The 14,488-nt window shown below is 38.6% G+C and carries 15 protein-coding genes; 2 read left to right on the forward strand and 13 right to left on the reverse strand.

Annotation, left to right across the window (positions count from 1 at the left end):
* Positions 1-44: 44 nt before the first annotated feature.
* The 4 genes from rpsB to AC3B5S_RS00850 all read right to left on the reverse strand — a co-directional run bounded on the left by rpsB (position 45) and on the right by AC3B5S_RS00850 (position 6,125).
* Positions 45-833 carry a 30S ribosomal protein S2 gene (gene rpsB / locus AC3B5S_RS00835; protein WP_489757540.1) on the reverse strand — a complete coding sequence of 263 codons (789 nt, stop codon included), beginning with the start codon at positions 831-833 and terminating at the stop codon, positions 45-47.
* A 169-nt stretch (positions 834-1,002) separates the two neighbouring features.
* A complete protein-coding gene (locus AC3B5S_RS00840; RefSeq protein WP_489789966.1) occupies positions 1,003-4,767 on the reverse strand; it encodes a BspA family leucine-rich repeat surface protein in 3,765 nt (1,254 codons plus the stop codon).
* Positions 4,768-5,134: 367 nt separating this feature from the next.
* Entirely contained in the window at positions 5,135-5,407 is a 273-nt protein-coding gene (locus AC3B5S_RS00845) for a GIY-YIG nuclease family protein (RefSeq protein WP_489789967.1), read from the reverse strand.
* Positions 5,400-6,125 carry a tRNA1(Val) (adenine(37)-N6)-methyltransferase gene (locus tag AC3B5S_RS00850; protein WP_489769008.1) on the reverse strand — a complete coding sequence of 242 codons (726 nt, stop codon included), beginning with the start codon at positions 6,123-6,125 and terminating at the stop codon, positions 5,400-5,402. The genes AC3B5S_RS00845 and AC3B5S_RS00850 overlap by 8 nt, the downstream gene beginning before the upstream one ends.
* 54 nt (positions 6,126-6,179) lie before the next feature.
* Between AC3B5S_RS00850 and AC3B5S_RS00855 the strand changes: the two genes are divergently transcribed.
* Entirely contained in the window at positions 6,180-6,809 is a 630-nt protein-coding gene (locus AC3B5S_RS00855; RefSeq protein WP_489757536.1) for a lysophospholipid acyltransferase family protein, read from the forward strand.
* Positions 6,810-6,859: 50 nt separating this feature from the next.
* On the opposite strand, the gene AC3B5S_RS00860 is transcribed toward AC3B5S_RS00855, so the two are convergent.
* From AC3B5S_RS00860 to AC3B5S_RS00875, 4 genes are all read right to left on the reverse strand, one after another.
* Positions 6,860-8,641 carry an ABC transporter ATP-binding protein gene (locus tag AC3B5S_RS00860; protein WP_489789968.1) on the reverse strand — a complete coding sequence of 594 codons (1,782 nt, stop codon included), beginning with the start codon at positions 8,639-8,641 and terminating at the stop codon, positions 6,860-6,862.
* Positions 8,642-8,653: 12 nt separating this feature from the next.
* On the reverse strand, positions 8,654-10,387 hold the full coding sequence (locus AC3B5S_RS00865) for an ABC transporter ATP-binding protein (protein WP_489789969.1): 1,734 nt from the start codon (positions 10,385-10,387) through the stop codon (positions 8,654-8,656).
* 176 nt (positions 10,388-10,563) lie between these two features.
* Complete coding sequence (locus AC3B5S_RS00870; protein WP_489757533.1) at positions 10,564-10,782, reverse strand: YneF family protein; 219 nt, start codon at positions 10,780-10,782, stop codon at positions 10,564-10,566.
* Positions 10,783-10,998: 216 nt separating this feature from the next.
* Complete coding sequence (locus AC3B5S_RS00875; RefSeq protein ID WP_489789970.1) at positions 10,999-11,259, reverse strand: DUF896 domain-containing protein; 261 nt, start codon at positions 11,257-11,259, stop codon at positions 10,999-11,001.
* An 83-nt stretch (positions 11,260-11,342) separates the two neighbouring features.
* Between AC3B5S_RS00875 and lexA the strand changes: the two genes are divergently transcribed.
* Entirely contained in the window at positions 11,343-11,969 is a 627-nt protein-coding gene (lexA, locus tag AC3B5S_RS00880; protein WP_489789971.1) for a transcriptional repressor LexA, read from the forward strand.
* 114 nt (positions 11,970-12,083) lie between these two features.
* On the opposite strand, the gene rplS is transcribed toward lexA, so the two are convergent.
* The 5 genes from rplS to rpsP all read right to left on the reverse strand — a co-directional run bounded on the left by rplS (position 12,084) and on the right by rpsP (position 14,449).
* The gene (gene rplS / locus AC3B5S_RS00885) at positions 12,084-12,434 is read right to left on the reverse strand and encodes a 50S ribosomal protein L19 (protein WP_489757714.1); all 351 of its coding nucleotides are present in this window, start codon (positions 12,432-12,434) and stop codon (positions 12,084-12,086) included.
* A gap of 119 nt (positions 12,435-12,553) precedes the next feature.
* A complete protein-coding gene (gene trmD / locus AC3B5S_RS00890; RefSeq protein WP_489769013.1) occupies positions 12,554-13,285 on the reverse strand; it encodes a tRNA (guanosine(37)-N1)-methyltransferase TrmD in 732 nt (243 codons plus the stop codon).
* Positions 13,275-13,802: a ribosome maturation factor RimM gene (rimM, locus tag AC3B5S_RS00895; RefSeq protein ID WP_489789972.1), complete on the reverse strand. Its 528-nt coding sequence runs from the start codon at positions 13,800-13,802 to the stop codon at positions 13,275-13,277. Before rimM ends, trmD begins: the two co-directional genes overlap by 11 nt.
* A gap of 99 nt (positions 13,803-13,901) precedes the next feature.
* Positions 13,902-14,156, reverse strand: coding sequence for a KH domain-containing protein (locus AC3B5S_RS00900; RefSeq protein WP_489757528.1), 255 nt, complete (start codon positions 14,154-14,156; stop codon positions 13,902-13,904).
* 11 nt (positions 14,157-14,167) lie between these two features.
* Positions 14,168-14,449 (reverse strand): 30S ribosomal protein S16, encoded by a 282-nt coding sequence (gene rpsP / locus AC3B5S_RS00905; RefSeq protein ID WP_489757527.1) that lies wholly within the window; start codon positions 14,447-14,449, stop codon positions 14,168-14,170.
* Positions 14,450-14,488: the final 39 nt, after the last annotated feature.

The raw sequence follows: 14,488 nt of genomic DNA on the forward strand, positions 1-14,488 counted from the left end.
CTTCAGTTACAGCTTCTTAAAATGACTTAAAATAATAATTTTATTTATTTATCAGAATCTTCAACGACTTCTTCGATCGATTGTTCGCCGTCATTGTCTTCACTAGCAGCAGCTTGCGCCATCTGTTCTTCTGGCAAATCAACGTTTTCTTCACCTTGACGACCTTCAATAATCGCATCAGCCATCTTGGAAGTAATCAAGCGAACGGCCCGAATAGCATCATCGTTAGATGGAATAATCACATCAATGTCATCGGGATCCGTGTTCGTATCAACCATCGCAACAACTGGAATGTTCAACTTTTGGGCTTCCCGAACAGCAATGATTTCTTTGTGTGGATCAACTACAAACATTACATCAGGGATCCGTGGCATATCTTCAATACCACCCAAGAATTTTTCTAATTTTTGTTCTTGTTTAACTAATAAAGCAGCTTCTTTTTTAGGTAAACGTTCGAATGTGCCATCTTCAGACATCTTCTTGATTTCTTTCAAACGCTTAATCCGACTTTGGATCGTATCCCAGTTAGTTAAAGTTCCACCTAACCAACGATGGTTCACATAAAATTGACCAGCGCGGGTTGCTTCTTCAGCAATAGAGTCTTGAGCTTGCTTCTTAGTACCAACAAACAAGAAGACGCCATCATCAGCAGCAACATCTTTCATAAAGTTGTAAGCATCATCAATCATATGCACGGTCTTTTGTAGATCAATAATGTAGATACCGTTTCTTTGTGTAAAGATATACGGCTTCATCTTGGGGTTCCAACGCCGTGTTTGGTGTCCAAAATGAACACCGGCTTCTAATAATTGTTTCATTGATAAAACAGACATAATTCCATAACCTCCATGGTTTTTCCGCCGTCAACTTTAACTGATTTGTCACACCTTCGTGCACCAACAAACCAAAAGTCAACGTGAGTATTTAATACAATGTTTTATTATACTAAAGAACTAATTCACACGCAACTAATAAATTGGACACTAGCAATTACAAAGCAAATCACTGTAAAGAATTCTCTAATGACCACGTAACTGTGGCACTATAATTAGCAGCATGCACAGGATTAGCAGGATTACGTAAATCTAATTGGGGCCCCGCAATTTGTTGTTGACCCATATTCCACCAGCGATCTGAAATATTCGTCACAGCGTTGCCCGAGCTATCAACGGTTGTGTTGTAATGAGCATAGCTATCAATCAGTGTTGGCACTTTGGTAATGGCTAAACTACTATGATTAGGAGCTAAATACTGCAAAATATTCGTAAGTGCCGTCGCGGAAGAACCGCCAGAATAATTAAAATCATCTTTCATAGCTAATGATAACTGCCAACTCGGATCTCCGGTATCATCAGTAACCGCCAATTTTTGATCCAAAGCACTAGCTTTCAATGCATAAACTTGTCGAGAAGTCTGGACAATCTTCTTACCAAAATCTAAATCATTAGGAACCTTCATGGTCATCGTCCCCGAACGATATTGCAAATTCATTTGATACGGCTGGAGTAACGGATTATCAGAGGTTACAATGGAAGGAAAAGTTGTGATCGGTGTCGACTGCAAAGTATAACGGTGATACTTAGTCTTAATTACTGGTGGGACATCAGCCGTAGGAATATCTGAGCAAACGGTTCCAACAACCGTTTGCGCTGGTTTAGAATGCCCTGCTTCATTAGTATCCAGAACGGGCGTCCCCGTACTTTGGTCTAAATAATTGATTTGCACCAAACTATTCTCCGCTACCTTCACGGTTGCCGCCGGAGAAACTTGCGGATTTTCTGTCGTAAACTGCGCCCCACTATCAACTGCATAAAACTGGATTTGGTGACCACCAGCTTTCGGGGTAGCTAACGTTTTTAAATCTGTCGGGTCAGTCAACGCTAGTTGCCAAGCAGCCCCAGAAGCTAAATCATCACCCGTTGCAGTTAGAGCCGAACCCACCGGTTGACAATTATTAGTAACCTCAGCAATGTTGGTAATTGGTGTCGTTGGATCAATTGCATAATATAATTGCACATTATTACTATCTGAATCCGCAACGGTTCCAGAAATGTCTAATTCAGGTAGTGGTGTAGTTTGTCGATAATCATGACAATAGTTCATACTTATCGAAGTAGTCGCACCAGCACCCAGTTTAATTGAAGGTCGTTGATTAATTAACTGGCTACGCCAAACTAGAGTTGTCTTAGCAGGACGAGCAGTACCTAAAAAGTTAGTGAGATCATCTCGGTCATAAATTGCCCCATTAGGATGGAAGTCATCACTGCCAGTACCCACTTCTTGCCAACCACCTAAAGTCTGATAAGTCTTACCCGTCGTATCATCAGTGAAGTAAATTCCACTGTATGGTGAAATTAGATTTGATGAATAAACAAAGCTTTGATCTAATTGCGTTTTAAAAATCGTATCTGACCCTAACACTAACTTACGCAGCGAATTATCCCTATCTAAAATAAGTCGCGTTTCATACGCGGTTAAATTTTTAGTTTGAAAGTTACTCAAGTCCAAACTTGTTAATTTTGTACAACCAGCAAACATATCGTTCATGTCTTCAACGACACTAGTATCAAAATTTGCCACATCTAAATCTTTTAAGCCATTGCAACCATCAAACATCCCAGACATTTTGGTCACTTTATCTGTTACAAAGTTCGTCACATCTAAATCTGTTAAATCATAGCAATTCCAAAACATGTTAGACATATTAGTTACTTGATTTGTCACAAAGTGCGTCACGTCTAAATCTTTTAAGCTGCTACAATAAGAAAACATATAAGACATATCAATTACTTGTTTTGTATCAAATTTGGTCACATCTAAATTCTTTAAATCGCTGCAACCAGAAAACATATAAGACATATTAGTTACTTGTTTTGTATCAAAGTTAGTCACATCTAAATCTTTTAAGCTACTACAATAAGAAAACATATAAGACATATTAATCACTTTAGCTGTCACAAAGTTCGAGCTAGTCACATCTAAATCCGTTAAGCCACTACAACCATCAAACATCCCAGACATATCAATTACTTGTTTTGTATCAAATTCGGTCACATCTAAATTCTTTAAACCTCTACAGCCATAAAACATGTGATACATACTATCTACTTTACCCGTTTTAAATTGGGTCACATCTAAATCTTTTAAACCGCTACAGTCAGAAAACATCGAAGACATACTAGTTACTTGATCTGTTACAAGGTGCGTTACATCTAAGTCCGTTAACCCACTACAACCAGAAAACATCGAAGACATATTAGTTACTTGTTTTGTATCAAAGTTAGTCAAATCTAAATCTGTTAAGCTACTACAATTAGCAAACATCGAAGACATACCGCAGTCCGAATCAAAACCGCCATAAACTATATTATTCACTTGACTAGTGTCAAATTTGGTTACATCTAAATTTGTTAAGCTGCTACATCCCTGAAACATCTCAAACATATTATGAACACTCGCTGTATCAAAGCTGGTCACATTCAAACTTGTTAAGCCGCTGCAGCCTTCAAACATTTTTGACATATCTAACACCTTGGCAGTACTAAAATTAGGATCTTGCGTAAAATCTAGCTTAGTCAAACTGCTGCAATAAGCAAACATAGCTCTCATCGTTGTTACCTTAGTAGTGTTCAGCTTAGTTAAATTTAAGTTTTTTAATTGGGAACAGGAATGAAACATGTCAGACATATTTTGTACATTAGACGTATCAAAGGCCGTCAGATCAAGGCTAGTTAAATTTGAACAATAATAAAACATTTTACTCATATCAACAACATGACTTGTATCCCAATCAGTTAGTTTTAAATCAGTTAAACTTTCACAAAACAAAAACATAGAACTCATATCAGTTATGGAAGAGGTGTTAAAGTGGCTTACATCTAAACTGGTAACATCTGTCGCGTATCCAAACATCTGATTCATATTAATAACTGAATCAGTATTAAAACTACTTACATCAATAATCTTAGCACGACACTGGTAAAACATTTGCGACATATCAGTAACCTTATTCGTTACAAAATTGCTCAACTTTAAATCCGTCAACTGATAAGTATCATAAAACATTTTCGACATGTTCTCGACATTAGCAGTATCAAAAGCAGTCACATTTAAACTTGTTAAATTGCTGCATTCCCGAAACATCGCAGACATATTAATTACCTGACTCGTGTTAAAGCCGGTCATATCTAAATCTGTTAAAGAATAGTCATTATAAAACAATAAACTCATATCTGTCGCATTACTGGTATCCAAATTATTCAAGCCGGTAATTGTCTTGCAAGCAGTTAAATTAGCAAAGACATAACTGCTATCTGTTGGCAATTCTACTCCAGGTTCAATATCCACTTTTTGAATGTAATACTGATAAAGCAACCAGTTCTCACCTTCATAACTGTACCTAGAATAATCTACATCTGTGTACTCAGCATGAACTGCTAAGGTTCCTGGATTAACCGTCAAAGTTCCATCTGTAGCTAAGGTCCATGAACAAGTACCGGCCATACCGGTCACTGGCGCAGTTAAGGTCCTAAAATTACTAATGGACGGCTCTGCTTTTTTGGTTGGTGCCGCTGACTTTTTGGCAGCTTTCGGCTCTGTTTGCGTTAATGAACTAAAATTTTGCGGGTTAACCAAGAGATCATCACTTTTATGTATGACCGCAATCGGCTTCGTCGTCGATTGGACAGAATGAACTGTGTGTCGAGCGCCTCCGCCCGCAAATAACAAAGCAATTAATAACATTAGCAATTTAAATTGTTTATTCATCATAATCTCCATTGCTTAAACTCTCTACACAGATTTTGCCGTGAGCCTCCAACCACTCTGAACTACTTCCGATAACAGCGAATGATTAATAGCGCTTTCATTAAAGCTGGCAACAAGATCTACTGAACATCTTAATCAGTTAATTTCGAATAAATTATAGCATGCTCATTAAATGATAACTAGAATGATTTTTTTGTCATTAATTTAATATTTAATTAATTTAAAAGATAGTTTTTCTTTTTTGTCAATTAATTTGGCACTACTCCGCTTTTGAGCGAACAAAGCACTTTTTCGAGTAAATTACTATTTGCTTTTTAAATTAAAATTTCTCCATCAAAAATAAAAAATAAAAGCCAGCCGCTTGGTTTTATTTACCATTCAACTGACTATTTACACCTATTTTAATTAATTGCCATTTTTGTTGGCGCGTCAACTGTTTAATTTGCCATTCGCGCTTGGAAGCTTGGGAGCGATTGCCCACAACTTCTTGATACTTTAACTGAACAGGTCGGCGCGCTTTGGTATACTTCGCCCCTTTCCCCGCATTATGCATTTGAATGCGGTGAGTGACATCATTCGAGATGCCCGTGTATAATGTACCATCAGCACATTGAACAATGTAGACACTATATTCATTCATGAACAAACTCCCGTAATTGTTGGGTGTAACTCCCATCTGAATTATACAAAACTAATCCCGGCCAAACTTTCAAGCCGTTCGTCCGCCGCGTTTTACGACATTTGATTAACACTAAGTTAGCCAAATCCCCTTGGTGCGGATAAACAAACAGTAATTCTTTCACAGGCAAGTGGTATTGCTGTAAGACTTGCTGCAATTCTAATAACCGATCTGGTCGATAAACAATATACAAACTGCCGTTATCTTTTAAAAGTTGACTGGCAACTTGTGCCAATAACTCTTGCGAAAAGAATAATTCGTGCCGCGCAATATTGTGCGAGCGCGATTTACCTAAAGTTGGCGTATCCTTCTTAGCAAAATACGGCGGATTGCAACTAATAACATCACAACTATCATGTTCCACATAATCTAAAGCGGCAGCAATATCTGTGTTAAATAAGTGTACGTTTTCTTGCAACTGATTTTTTTGAATCGACTGTTGCGCCAACTGCGCCAATGCTGTTTGCAATTCTAATAAATAAGTCGTTACTTGGTATTTCTTAGCTAGACACAAGCCAATAATGCCACTGCCACTACATAAATCCGCAACTACAACATGGGCATTGCGTATAGTAATCCAATTAGCTAATAAAACCGAGTCAATGGAACTGCGGTATAATTGGGTGTCTTGGATTAAATCTAAGTCAAATCCGGGAATTCGTTCGAAGGTTTTTGTCATCACATGTTTCCTTTTGCTATAATAAATTTGAAAATTAATATTTGAGGTAAAATTATGTTTTATAAATTTATGGTTCCAATTGTTCGCTTTATTGTCTGGTTGCTGAATGGTCACGTACGCTATGAAGGCCGGGAAAATTTACCGACCAATGAATCTTACATTATGGTGGCCCCGCATCGTACCTGGTGGGAACCGCTCCTGTTTGCCTTAGCTGTTAGCCCTACTCCCTGTGCTTTTATGGCCAAAAAAGAATTATTTAAAAACTCGTTTTTAGCCTTTATTCTCAAGCACGCCAATGCGTTTCCGGTTGACCGCAAGCACCCGGGACCATCAACTATTAAAACACCTGTCAAAGATCTGAACAAGCGCAATCTCAGTTTGATTATGTTTCCCTCTGGCACCCGTTACTCCAGCCAATTAAAAGGCGGTGCGGTCTTAATTGCCAAATTGTCTAAGAAGCCACTAGTGCCAGTTGTCTACCAAGGTCCAGTCAAATTCACGGGCTTTTTAAAACGACAACGTTGTGTTATCAAATTTGGGGAACCTATTGCTATCCCACGGACTCTCAAAGTTAACGAAGAAAATACTGAACTCGTTAACCAACAAATGAGTCAAGCGTGGCAACAAATTGATCATTCTATCGATCCTCATTTTCAATACGTGCCCCCAGTTAAAAAGCAATAATTCTTGCAAAAAAATCTGTCAGCCTAATCAACCTGCTGGCAGATTTTTTATTATGACAAACTTTCACTCTCTTGTAATTGATACAACTCATAATAAGAACCGTGTTGTTTTAATAATTGCTCATGATTACCTCGTTCGACAATCCGCCCATGATCCAACACAATAATTTGCGTCGACTCTTTAATCGTTGACAGGCGGTGAGCAATCGCAATACTCGTGCGCCCCGCGCGCAAATTCTTTAAGCCAGCTTGAATCTGCTCTTCCGTTTCCGTATCAATATTAGCAGTTGCTTCATCTAAAACTAAAATTGTCGGATCCGTCACTAATGTTCTGGCAAAGGACAATAATTGCCGCTGCCCAGCCGAGAGACTACTGGTCCCCGGCGTCACTTGGGTCTGATACTTTTGGGGCAATTGTTCAATAAATTCATCAGCATGAACTAATTGAGCGGCTTGTTTAATTTGTTGATCCGTAATGGCTTGATCAAATAAGCGAATATTCGAATTAATCGTCCCATAAAATAAATACGAATCTTGTAAGACTAAGCCTATCTGGCGCCGAATTTGCTTTAGTGGTAAATGCCTCAGATCATAACCATCAATCAAGATTTGCCCCGAACCATATTCATAAAAGCGTAATAAAATATTGATCATCGTACTTTTACCGCTACCTGTTTGGCCTACAATGCCCAAACTCTCACCCGGCTGTAGTTTAAACGATACATCATGCAGAACTTCTGGCCCATTGGGATAAGCAAAACTCACGTGACGAAATTCCACCGCTCCTTGCGTAATAGTGCCACGATGAGGTAATAACTGTTGGGGACCATATTCTTGACTATCTAAGATTTTAAAGGCGCGCTTGCCAGCAACTACTCCATCTTGGAAAAAGGATAAATTATCCATAAAATTAGTAATAGGATTGAAAAACTGACTCACATAAGTGGTAAACGCATATACTACGCCAGCCTGCAAAATCCCAATATGATCTTTGAAACCTAAAAGCCCTAAAGCCGCAACTAATGCTAGTGTGTAGAGTAAATTGACAACTGGTGACAATAATAAGGAATTAATGCGGATCATGGATTGTCGCGCTTTCAAATATTGACTATTTGTCGTTTCAAATTCTTGTTGCGTCCGCTTTTGTTGGCGAAAATTTTGAATAATTTGAATACCCTGAATAGTTTCACTGATTCGCGTATTAATTTCACTTAGTTTATTACGCATATACCGATAAGCCGCCAAACTGTACTTATTATAAAGTTTAATCGTCAATAACAAGAGCGGTACAAACGCTAAGACGACTAAGGCGGTCACCCAATCAGTGACCCACATGGCAATAAAGGCCGCAATAATGGAGAAGACTCCGATCATCCCCGATAAAAAGACCTGCATAAAATCCGAAATGGACATTGTATCATTATTAACGCGCGACACAATCGCCCCGGGAGCCACCCGATCAAAATAACTCATCCCTAGTTGGTGTAATTTAGCAAATAACGCTCGCCGCAAGTCTTCTAGCATATACTCACTGCCCATATTAAAGGCAAACGTGGTCACTAATTGCCCAATGGAGCGCAGAATTACCCCTAACAGGTAAAGGAAAGCACAACCAATAATGATAGTTTGCGTCAGACTAGCCCGAGTCAAATAATGATCCATATAATATTGTAAGAATTTGGGCAACAAAATATTCATCGTTGATTGTAATGTCACTGCTAAGGCCGCAATAATAAATGACCAATAATGCTTGCCAGCAAATTTTAATAATCGCCATACAATCTGATGTTGTTCTTTGGCAGATATAACTTGTTTTTGTTTCACTTCAGACATTAATCTTAGCTCCTAATAATTCATTTGCTGCCGTCGCCACATGACTTGATACCAACCCGGTTGGTGTATGAGTTGTTGGTGTGTACCGCGTTGTTGGATTTGCCCTTGTTCCAAAACTAAAATTTCATCGGCGTCCATCACGCTCCGCAGACGCTGGGAAATAATAATTAACGATTGCTGCTGCGTCCGTAACTGTCGTAAATTGTGATTAATTTGCACCTCAGTTTTAGCATCCAGTGCGGAAGTAGCATCATCAAACACCAGAATCCGTGGCTGTCCTATCACCGCCCGAGCAATCGCTAAACGTTGTTGTTGACCACCAGACAGGTTAACACCCTTTTCACCAATTAAAGTTTGATAACCCGCACTTAGTTCTTGGATATCCGCATCAATCGCGCCGGCCAGTGCCGCTTTTTTGACTGCAGTTTGAGGACTGTGATTATTGCCAAAACGAATATTATCTTGCACTGTAGCTGAAAATAAGAAGCTCGTCTGGGGTACATAACCGATATTTTTTAATAAAGTATCTAAACTGTACTGGCGAATATCCACACCGCCCAAAGTAATTTGCCCTTGGTACTGATCAAACCGGCGTAACAAAAGTTTAATCAAAGTACTTTTACCGGAGCCAACCCGCCCCACAATGCCTAACGTCTGTCCAGGTAACAAGTCAAACTTAATTTTTTGTAATGAAGGAACAGACCCGTCGGGATAAGTAAAACTCTGTAAATCAACTTGCAGTTGGCCACCAGTTACTTGAGTCTGGCCTACATTGGAATCAATAATGGCTGATTTTTCGTTTAAGATCGCTTGAATGCGATCAAAACTCGCATTACCGCGTTCCAAAATATTGAACAAGCGCCCAATCGCAAACATCGGCCACACTAACGCATTGATATAACCCACAAAAGTGATTAATTGACCAATTGTAATCACCTGATTAAGGACTAAGTGTGAACCATAAATAATCGTAATCACATACGTCAAGCCCATGATTAAACCTGTTAAGGGATCAAACAAAGCATCAATAAAGTTCACCCGTCGATTAATCTGAATCGTCTGCTCAACCTTTTGGTCAAAATCGGCAATATCTTCGTGTTCTTGACCAAAAGTTTTAATGACTTTAATTCCGGTCATACTTTCCTGTGTTTTATTACTCAATTGTGAAAAAGCTGCTTGCGACTGAGCAAAGTGATAATGTAACTTGCTTCCTAAAACGCGCGCCATCATGGCTAACAACGGTAAAGGCAAAACGGCAATTAACGTCAAACGCCAATCAACCAACCAAACCATCGCTACAATCGTTAAACCACCAGTAATGATCGAATCAGCTAAAGTCAAAATCCCTGAACCAGCAACATTTTGTACAGCCGAAATATCATTAGTCGCATGCGCCATCAGATCGCCAATGCGATGCCGCTTAAAAAAAGGGTCATCCATGTTCAAATAATGCCAGAATAAACGACTACGTAATTGGCGCTCTAATTGTGCCGCACCACCCCAAATTTCGCGGCGCCAACCAAACCGAAACAGATATTGCAAAAGCCCCGCACCTGCTACAATGAGTAACAACCAAATGGTTTTGGTCCAAGTCAACTGGTGTTGATTCACCCAATCTGAAAAGCGTCCAATCGCTTGGGGAATAATTAGATTCGTAATGGCTGTTAAAATCAGAAACATAATGCCAATTAAATAATGCTTTTTTTGTTCTTTAAAAAACCAATTCAATTTTTTGAATATTGTCACAATAAAACCTCACGTTTGCACTTTGTTAATTTATTTTAACTTTAACAAATATTTTTAATATTTCAACACAAAGAAAGCACTCATTCTAACTAGTAATAGTTAAAATCAGCGCTTTAGCTGTAATCATTGCTGTGATTATTAGAAGAGCATTTGAAGTTTTAAATTAGTTGACTTCATTATGCTTTTTTAGATTGATTTTTCATCATTTGCATCATTTGGTTTAATTTCTTTTGTGATGGTTTTTGACCCATTTGTGCCATCATTTGCCGCATCATATCTGGTGAAATAGGTGGGTTGTCTTGCAGATACTTCTTCATATAAGCACGTGCTCCGAAAAAGCCACCAACTAATCCGACAATCAACATTACTATTCCCACTAGAACTGTCACTAACATTATTCATCCACCCTTGACTTATCTTTTAAGATTTAACTAGCAATACTACAATAACAATAAATTTTTTAATATTTTGGAGCCGAGATCAAAATAATTTTTCGTCAATTTAGGCGAACATTTTATGCTGATCATGCTCTCTTAACTTCTTTATTAATACTGTAGCCACTTTTTTAATTATAGCATAGTCATTCCCACTAATTGTGGTTAAATTACAATTTAATCTTCACGCCAGCCTTGTTCGCGCTGAATCTGACGCACTTTTTTAGACGTAACTTCTTTACCAGCCTTATCGTATAACTTCGTATGCTCAATCCGATCTCTTAAGCCGGAACGAAAATTAGCCAAATATTCTTGTCTCAAAGCTGCTTGTTCCCGTTTTTCCTCTGGATCTAAACCCTCATTTTTTTGTTTGTGTGCTAGAGTGTTAATCCGTTGAATTAATTCCGTTTGTTTTTTATTCTCATTAATTCCAGCCATCAAATTCTCCTTTCAACCAATGTCAATTTGAAACTACTACAAACTTATGCTAATCTTAGTTTAAACTTACTAGGAGTGGCGTTATGAGTCAACCAATCAGTGCTAAACAACTGGAAATTTTACAATTTATCTATGATCAACAACAAGAACACGGGTATCCGCCCACTGTTCGCGAAATCGGTCAAGCTGTGAACCTATCCTCAACTTCTACCGTTCACGGTCACTTAGAACGCTTGGAGACTCGGGGCTTTTTAGAACGCGACCCCACTAAGCCCCGCGCCTTGATGTTAACGACTGCTGGTTTAGACAAACTAGATATTCCTAACACGCGCATTCCTATTTTAGGAACCGTTACTGCGGGCCAACCAGCGCTGGCAATCCAAGAAGCTGATGCTGAATACTTTCCGTTACCACCTGATCTGGCGAACGAAAATCAACCACTCTTTATGTTAACCATCCACGGCAGTAGTATGCAAGATGCTGGTATTTTAGATGGTGATCAAGTTATTGTTCGTCAACAAAACACCGCGCAAAATGGTGAAATTGTCATTGCCATGAATGATGATAATGAGGCCACTTGCAAGAGGTTTTATAAAGAAGCCCATCAATTCCGTTTACAACCGGAAAACGAAGATTTTGCTCCTATTTATTTGACTAATGTTACTATTTTAGGCAAGGTAGTCGGTTTATACCGGTCAGATATTTTTTAAGATTAAACTTAAGAAACTAGTACTGAAAAATTATTTTTTCGATACTAGTTTTTTTATGGTTATCAAAAAGCACAATCAAGAGAGATTGTGCTTTGATAATTAATCTTTAATTTATTAACGACGCTTTTCAGCAATTCTAGCAGCCTTACCACGACGGTTACGTAGGTAATACAACTTAGCACGCCGAACGCGACCTTGGCGAATGACTTCAATTTTAGCAACTCGTGGTGAGTGTAATGGGAATGTCCGTTCAACACCAACACCACTACTCATTTTACGAACAGTATAAGTTGCGCTAATGCCACTACCGCGACGCTTAATTACAACACCTTCAAATAACTGAATCCGTTCCCGAGAACCTTCGACAACTTTAACAGAAACCCGCACAGTATCTCCTGCGCGAAAATCAGGAATATCATCACGTAATTGGGACTTCGTTACAACATCAATTAAGGGACTCTTCATACCCATATAAATCTCTCCTTTATACTAATACTCTTAAACTTAATAACAGTTCAGCGGAATATTGTTGTCGTGTAATCACACAAATTAGATTATAACACAAAATTTTATTTTTGAAACTTTTAATCATCAGCTGCTTTTAATTGTTGCAAAAAAGCCTGATCTTCCGGACTCAATTGTGCTTTGACTAATAAATCTGGTCGCATTTGATAAGTCTTCTTTAAGGCTTGTTGATGCCGCCAAGTGGCAATTTTTTGATGATTACCACTTAACAAAATGTCAGGAACTTTCATCCCGCGGTACTCTGCTGGCCGTGTATACTGGGGATATTCCAACAATTCATCGGTAAACGAATCACTATATGCCGACTGGCCATTCCCCAAAACTCCTGGTACAAAGCGCGCAGTAGCATCAATCATTAACATGGCTGCCATTTCACCACCAGTAATGACAAAATCACCAATCGAAAATTTATCCGTCGCCAGCTTTTCAATGCGATGGTCAAAGCCTTCATAATGACCGCACAAAAAAACCAAATGCTGTTCTTGGGCCAACTCTTGGGCCGCCGTTTGATCAAACTTGCGCCCCGCGGGATCTAATAAAATGACCCGTTTGGGAGCAGGATCTGCTTGATTAATTTCATCCATGGCCCGATAAAAAGGCTGAGGCTGCAGTAACATTCCGGCACCACCACCATAGGGGGTATCATCAACATGATGGTGTTTATCTTCAGAGTATTGCCGAAAGTCGCAAATATTTATGTCAATTAATCCCTTTTCTTGAGCCTTACCTAAAAGTGACTCATCCAGTGCCGCAAACATTTTAGGAAACAACGTTAAAATATCAATCTTCATCAATTAATCCTTCTGGTAAATTGACTTGCACTTGTTGCGCTGACAAATCAACCGTCACCAACACATCTTTGAGAATGGGTAACAAAATTTCGCCGTATTTCGCACCTTGAATAACCCAGATATCATTCGGACCTAAATCCCAAATATCCACTACTGATCCCAGTAACCCCCGCTTTTGATCATAAACTGTAATGCCCATAATATCTTTATAATAATATTGACCATCGGGTAATGGTTGCAATTGTTGCGCATCAATCCACAATTCATGCGTTTGAACTTTTTGTGCACTCTCAATGTCATTAATTTCCGCAAATTGAATGAGCCAAAAGTTCTTCTGAATCCGCGCACTAGTCACCTGAACCGATTGATAATGATCAGGTGCAGTTTCAATGAATAAAGTTTGACCAGGTTGGAAGCGTTCGTCCGCAAAGTCCGTTAAAGCTTGCACTTTAACTTCGCCTTTTAAACCGTGGGTATTTATGATTTTACCAACACGTAAATAGTCTGTTTGGGTCATTAATAACTCCTTTACTTCATGACAAGTGCTAAATTGCCGGCACTTTTAAACCTTAATTTGAAAAATGGCTGCAACTTTTAGCTGCAGCCACCCACCATATTAATCAGTAGTAATTGGTACAATATTTAGTTTAACTCGTTTTGAATTCTGATCATTTTCTAAATAAACAATCGTTCTAATTGCTTGTGCTACGCGACCTTGTTTACCAATGACCCGTCCAGCATCTGCTGTACTCAAAGATAATTCATAAACCAAACAATCTGCTTCATCTTCAACGCGAACTTGAACTTGATCCTTATCATTCGCTAGTGGTAAAACAATTGCTTTAATTAAGGTTACAATGTCAGTTTCCATCTTTGTTAAAACTACTTAGCTTTCTTATTAGCTAATTTCAATTCATGATATTGCTTCATAATGCCTTGTTTTTGTAACAAGTTACGTACTGTATCTGAAGGTTGGGCACCCTTTTGTAACCAATCCAAAATCAAATCAGCATCTAATTTTAAATCTTCTTTGTGTAATGGATTATAATGACCAACTTGTTGAATAAAACGACCATCACGTGGTGCTCTTGAGTCAGCTACCACAATTCGATAGAAAGGACGACGCTTACTTCCCATACGATGCATCCGAATTTTAACTGCCATAATTAAATTCCTCCATAAATTTAGCTTCTTAACTTAACG

The sequence above is a fragment of the Bombilactobacillus sp. ESL1094 genome (assembly GCF_058107425.1).

Bases quoted from the DNA above. Each gene is read 5' to 3' on its own strand.
- rpsB (WP_489757540.1), bottom strand. From the start codon at position 833: ATGTCTGTTTTATCAATGAAACAATTATTAGAAGCCGGTGTTCATTTT.
- AC3B5S_RS00840 (WP_489789966.1), bottom strand. From the start codon at position 4,767: ATGAATAAACAATTTAAATTGCTAATGTTATTAATTGCTTTGTTATTT.
- AC3B5S_RS00845 (WP_489789967.1), bottom strand. From the start codon at position 5,407: ATGAATGAATATAGTGTCTACATTGTTCAATGTGCTGATGGTACATTA.
- AC3B5S_RS00850 (WP_489769008.1), bottom strand. From the start codon at position 6,125: ATGACAAAAACCTTCGAACGAATTCCCGGATTTGACTTAGATTTAATC.
- AC3B5S_RS00855 (WP_489757536.1), top strand. From the start codon at position 6,180: ATGTTTTATAAATTTATGGTTCCAATTGTTCGCTTTATTGTCTGGTTG.
- AC3B5S_RS00860 (WP_489789968.1), bottom strand. From the start codon at position 8,641: ATGTCTGAAGTGAAACAAAAACAAGTTATATCTGCCAAAGAACAACAT.
- AC3B5S_RS00870 (WP_489757533.1), bottom strand. From the start codon at position 10,782: ATGTTAGTGACAGTTCTAGTGGGAATAGTAATGTTGATTGTCGGATTA.
- AC3B5S_RS00875 (WP_489789970.1), bottom strand. From the start codon at position 11,259: ATGGCTGGAATTAATGAGAATAAAAAACAAACGGAATTAATTCAACGG.
- lexA (WP_489789971.1), top strand. From the start codon at position 11,343: ATGAGTCAACCAATCAGTGCTAAACAACTGGAAATTTTACAATTTATC.
- rplS (WP_489757714.1), bottom strand. From the start codon at position 12,434: ATGAAGAGTCCCTTAATTGATGTTGTAACGAAGTCCCAATTACGTGAT.
- trmD (WP_489769013.1), bottom strand. From the start codon at position 13,285: ATGAAGATTGATATTTTAACGTTGTTTCCTAAAATGTTTGCGGCACTG.
- rimM (WP_489789972.1), bottom strand. From the start codon at position 13,802: ATGACCCAAACAGACTATTTACGTGTTGGTAAAATCATAAATACCCAC.
- AC3B5S_RS00900 (WP_489757528.1), bottom strand. From the start codon at position 14,156: ATGGAAACTGACATTGTAACCTTAATTAAAGCAATTGTTTTACCACTA.
- rpsP (WP_489757527.1), bottom strand. From the start codon at position 14,449: ATGGCAGTTAAAATTCGGATGCATCGTATGGGAAGTAAGCGTCGTCCT.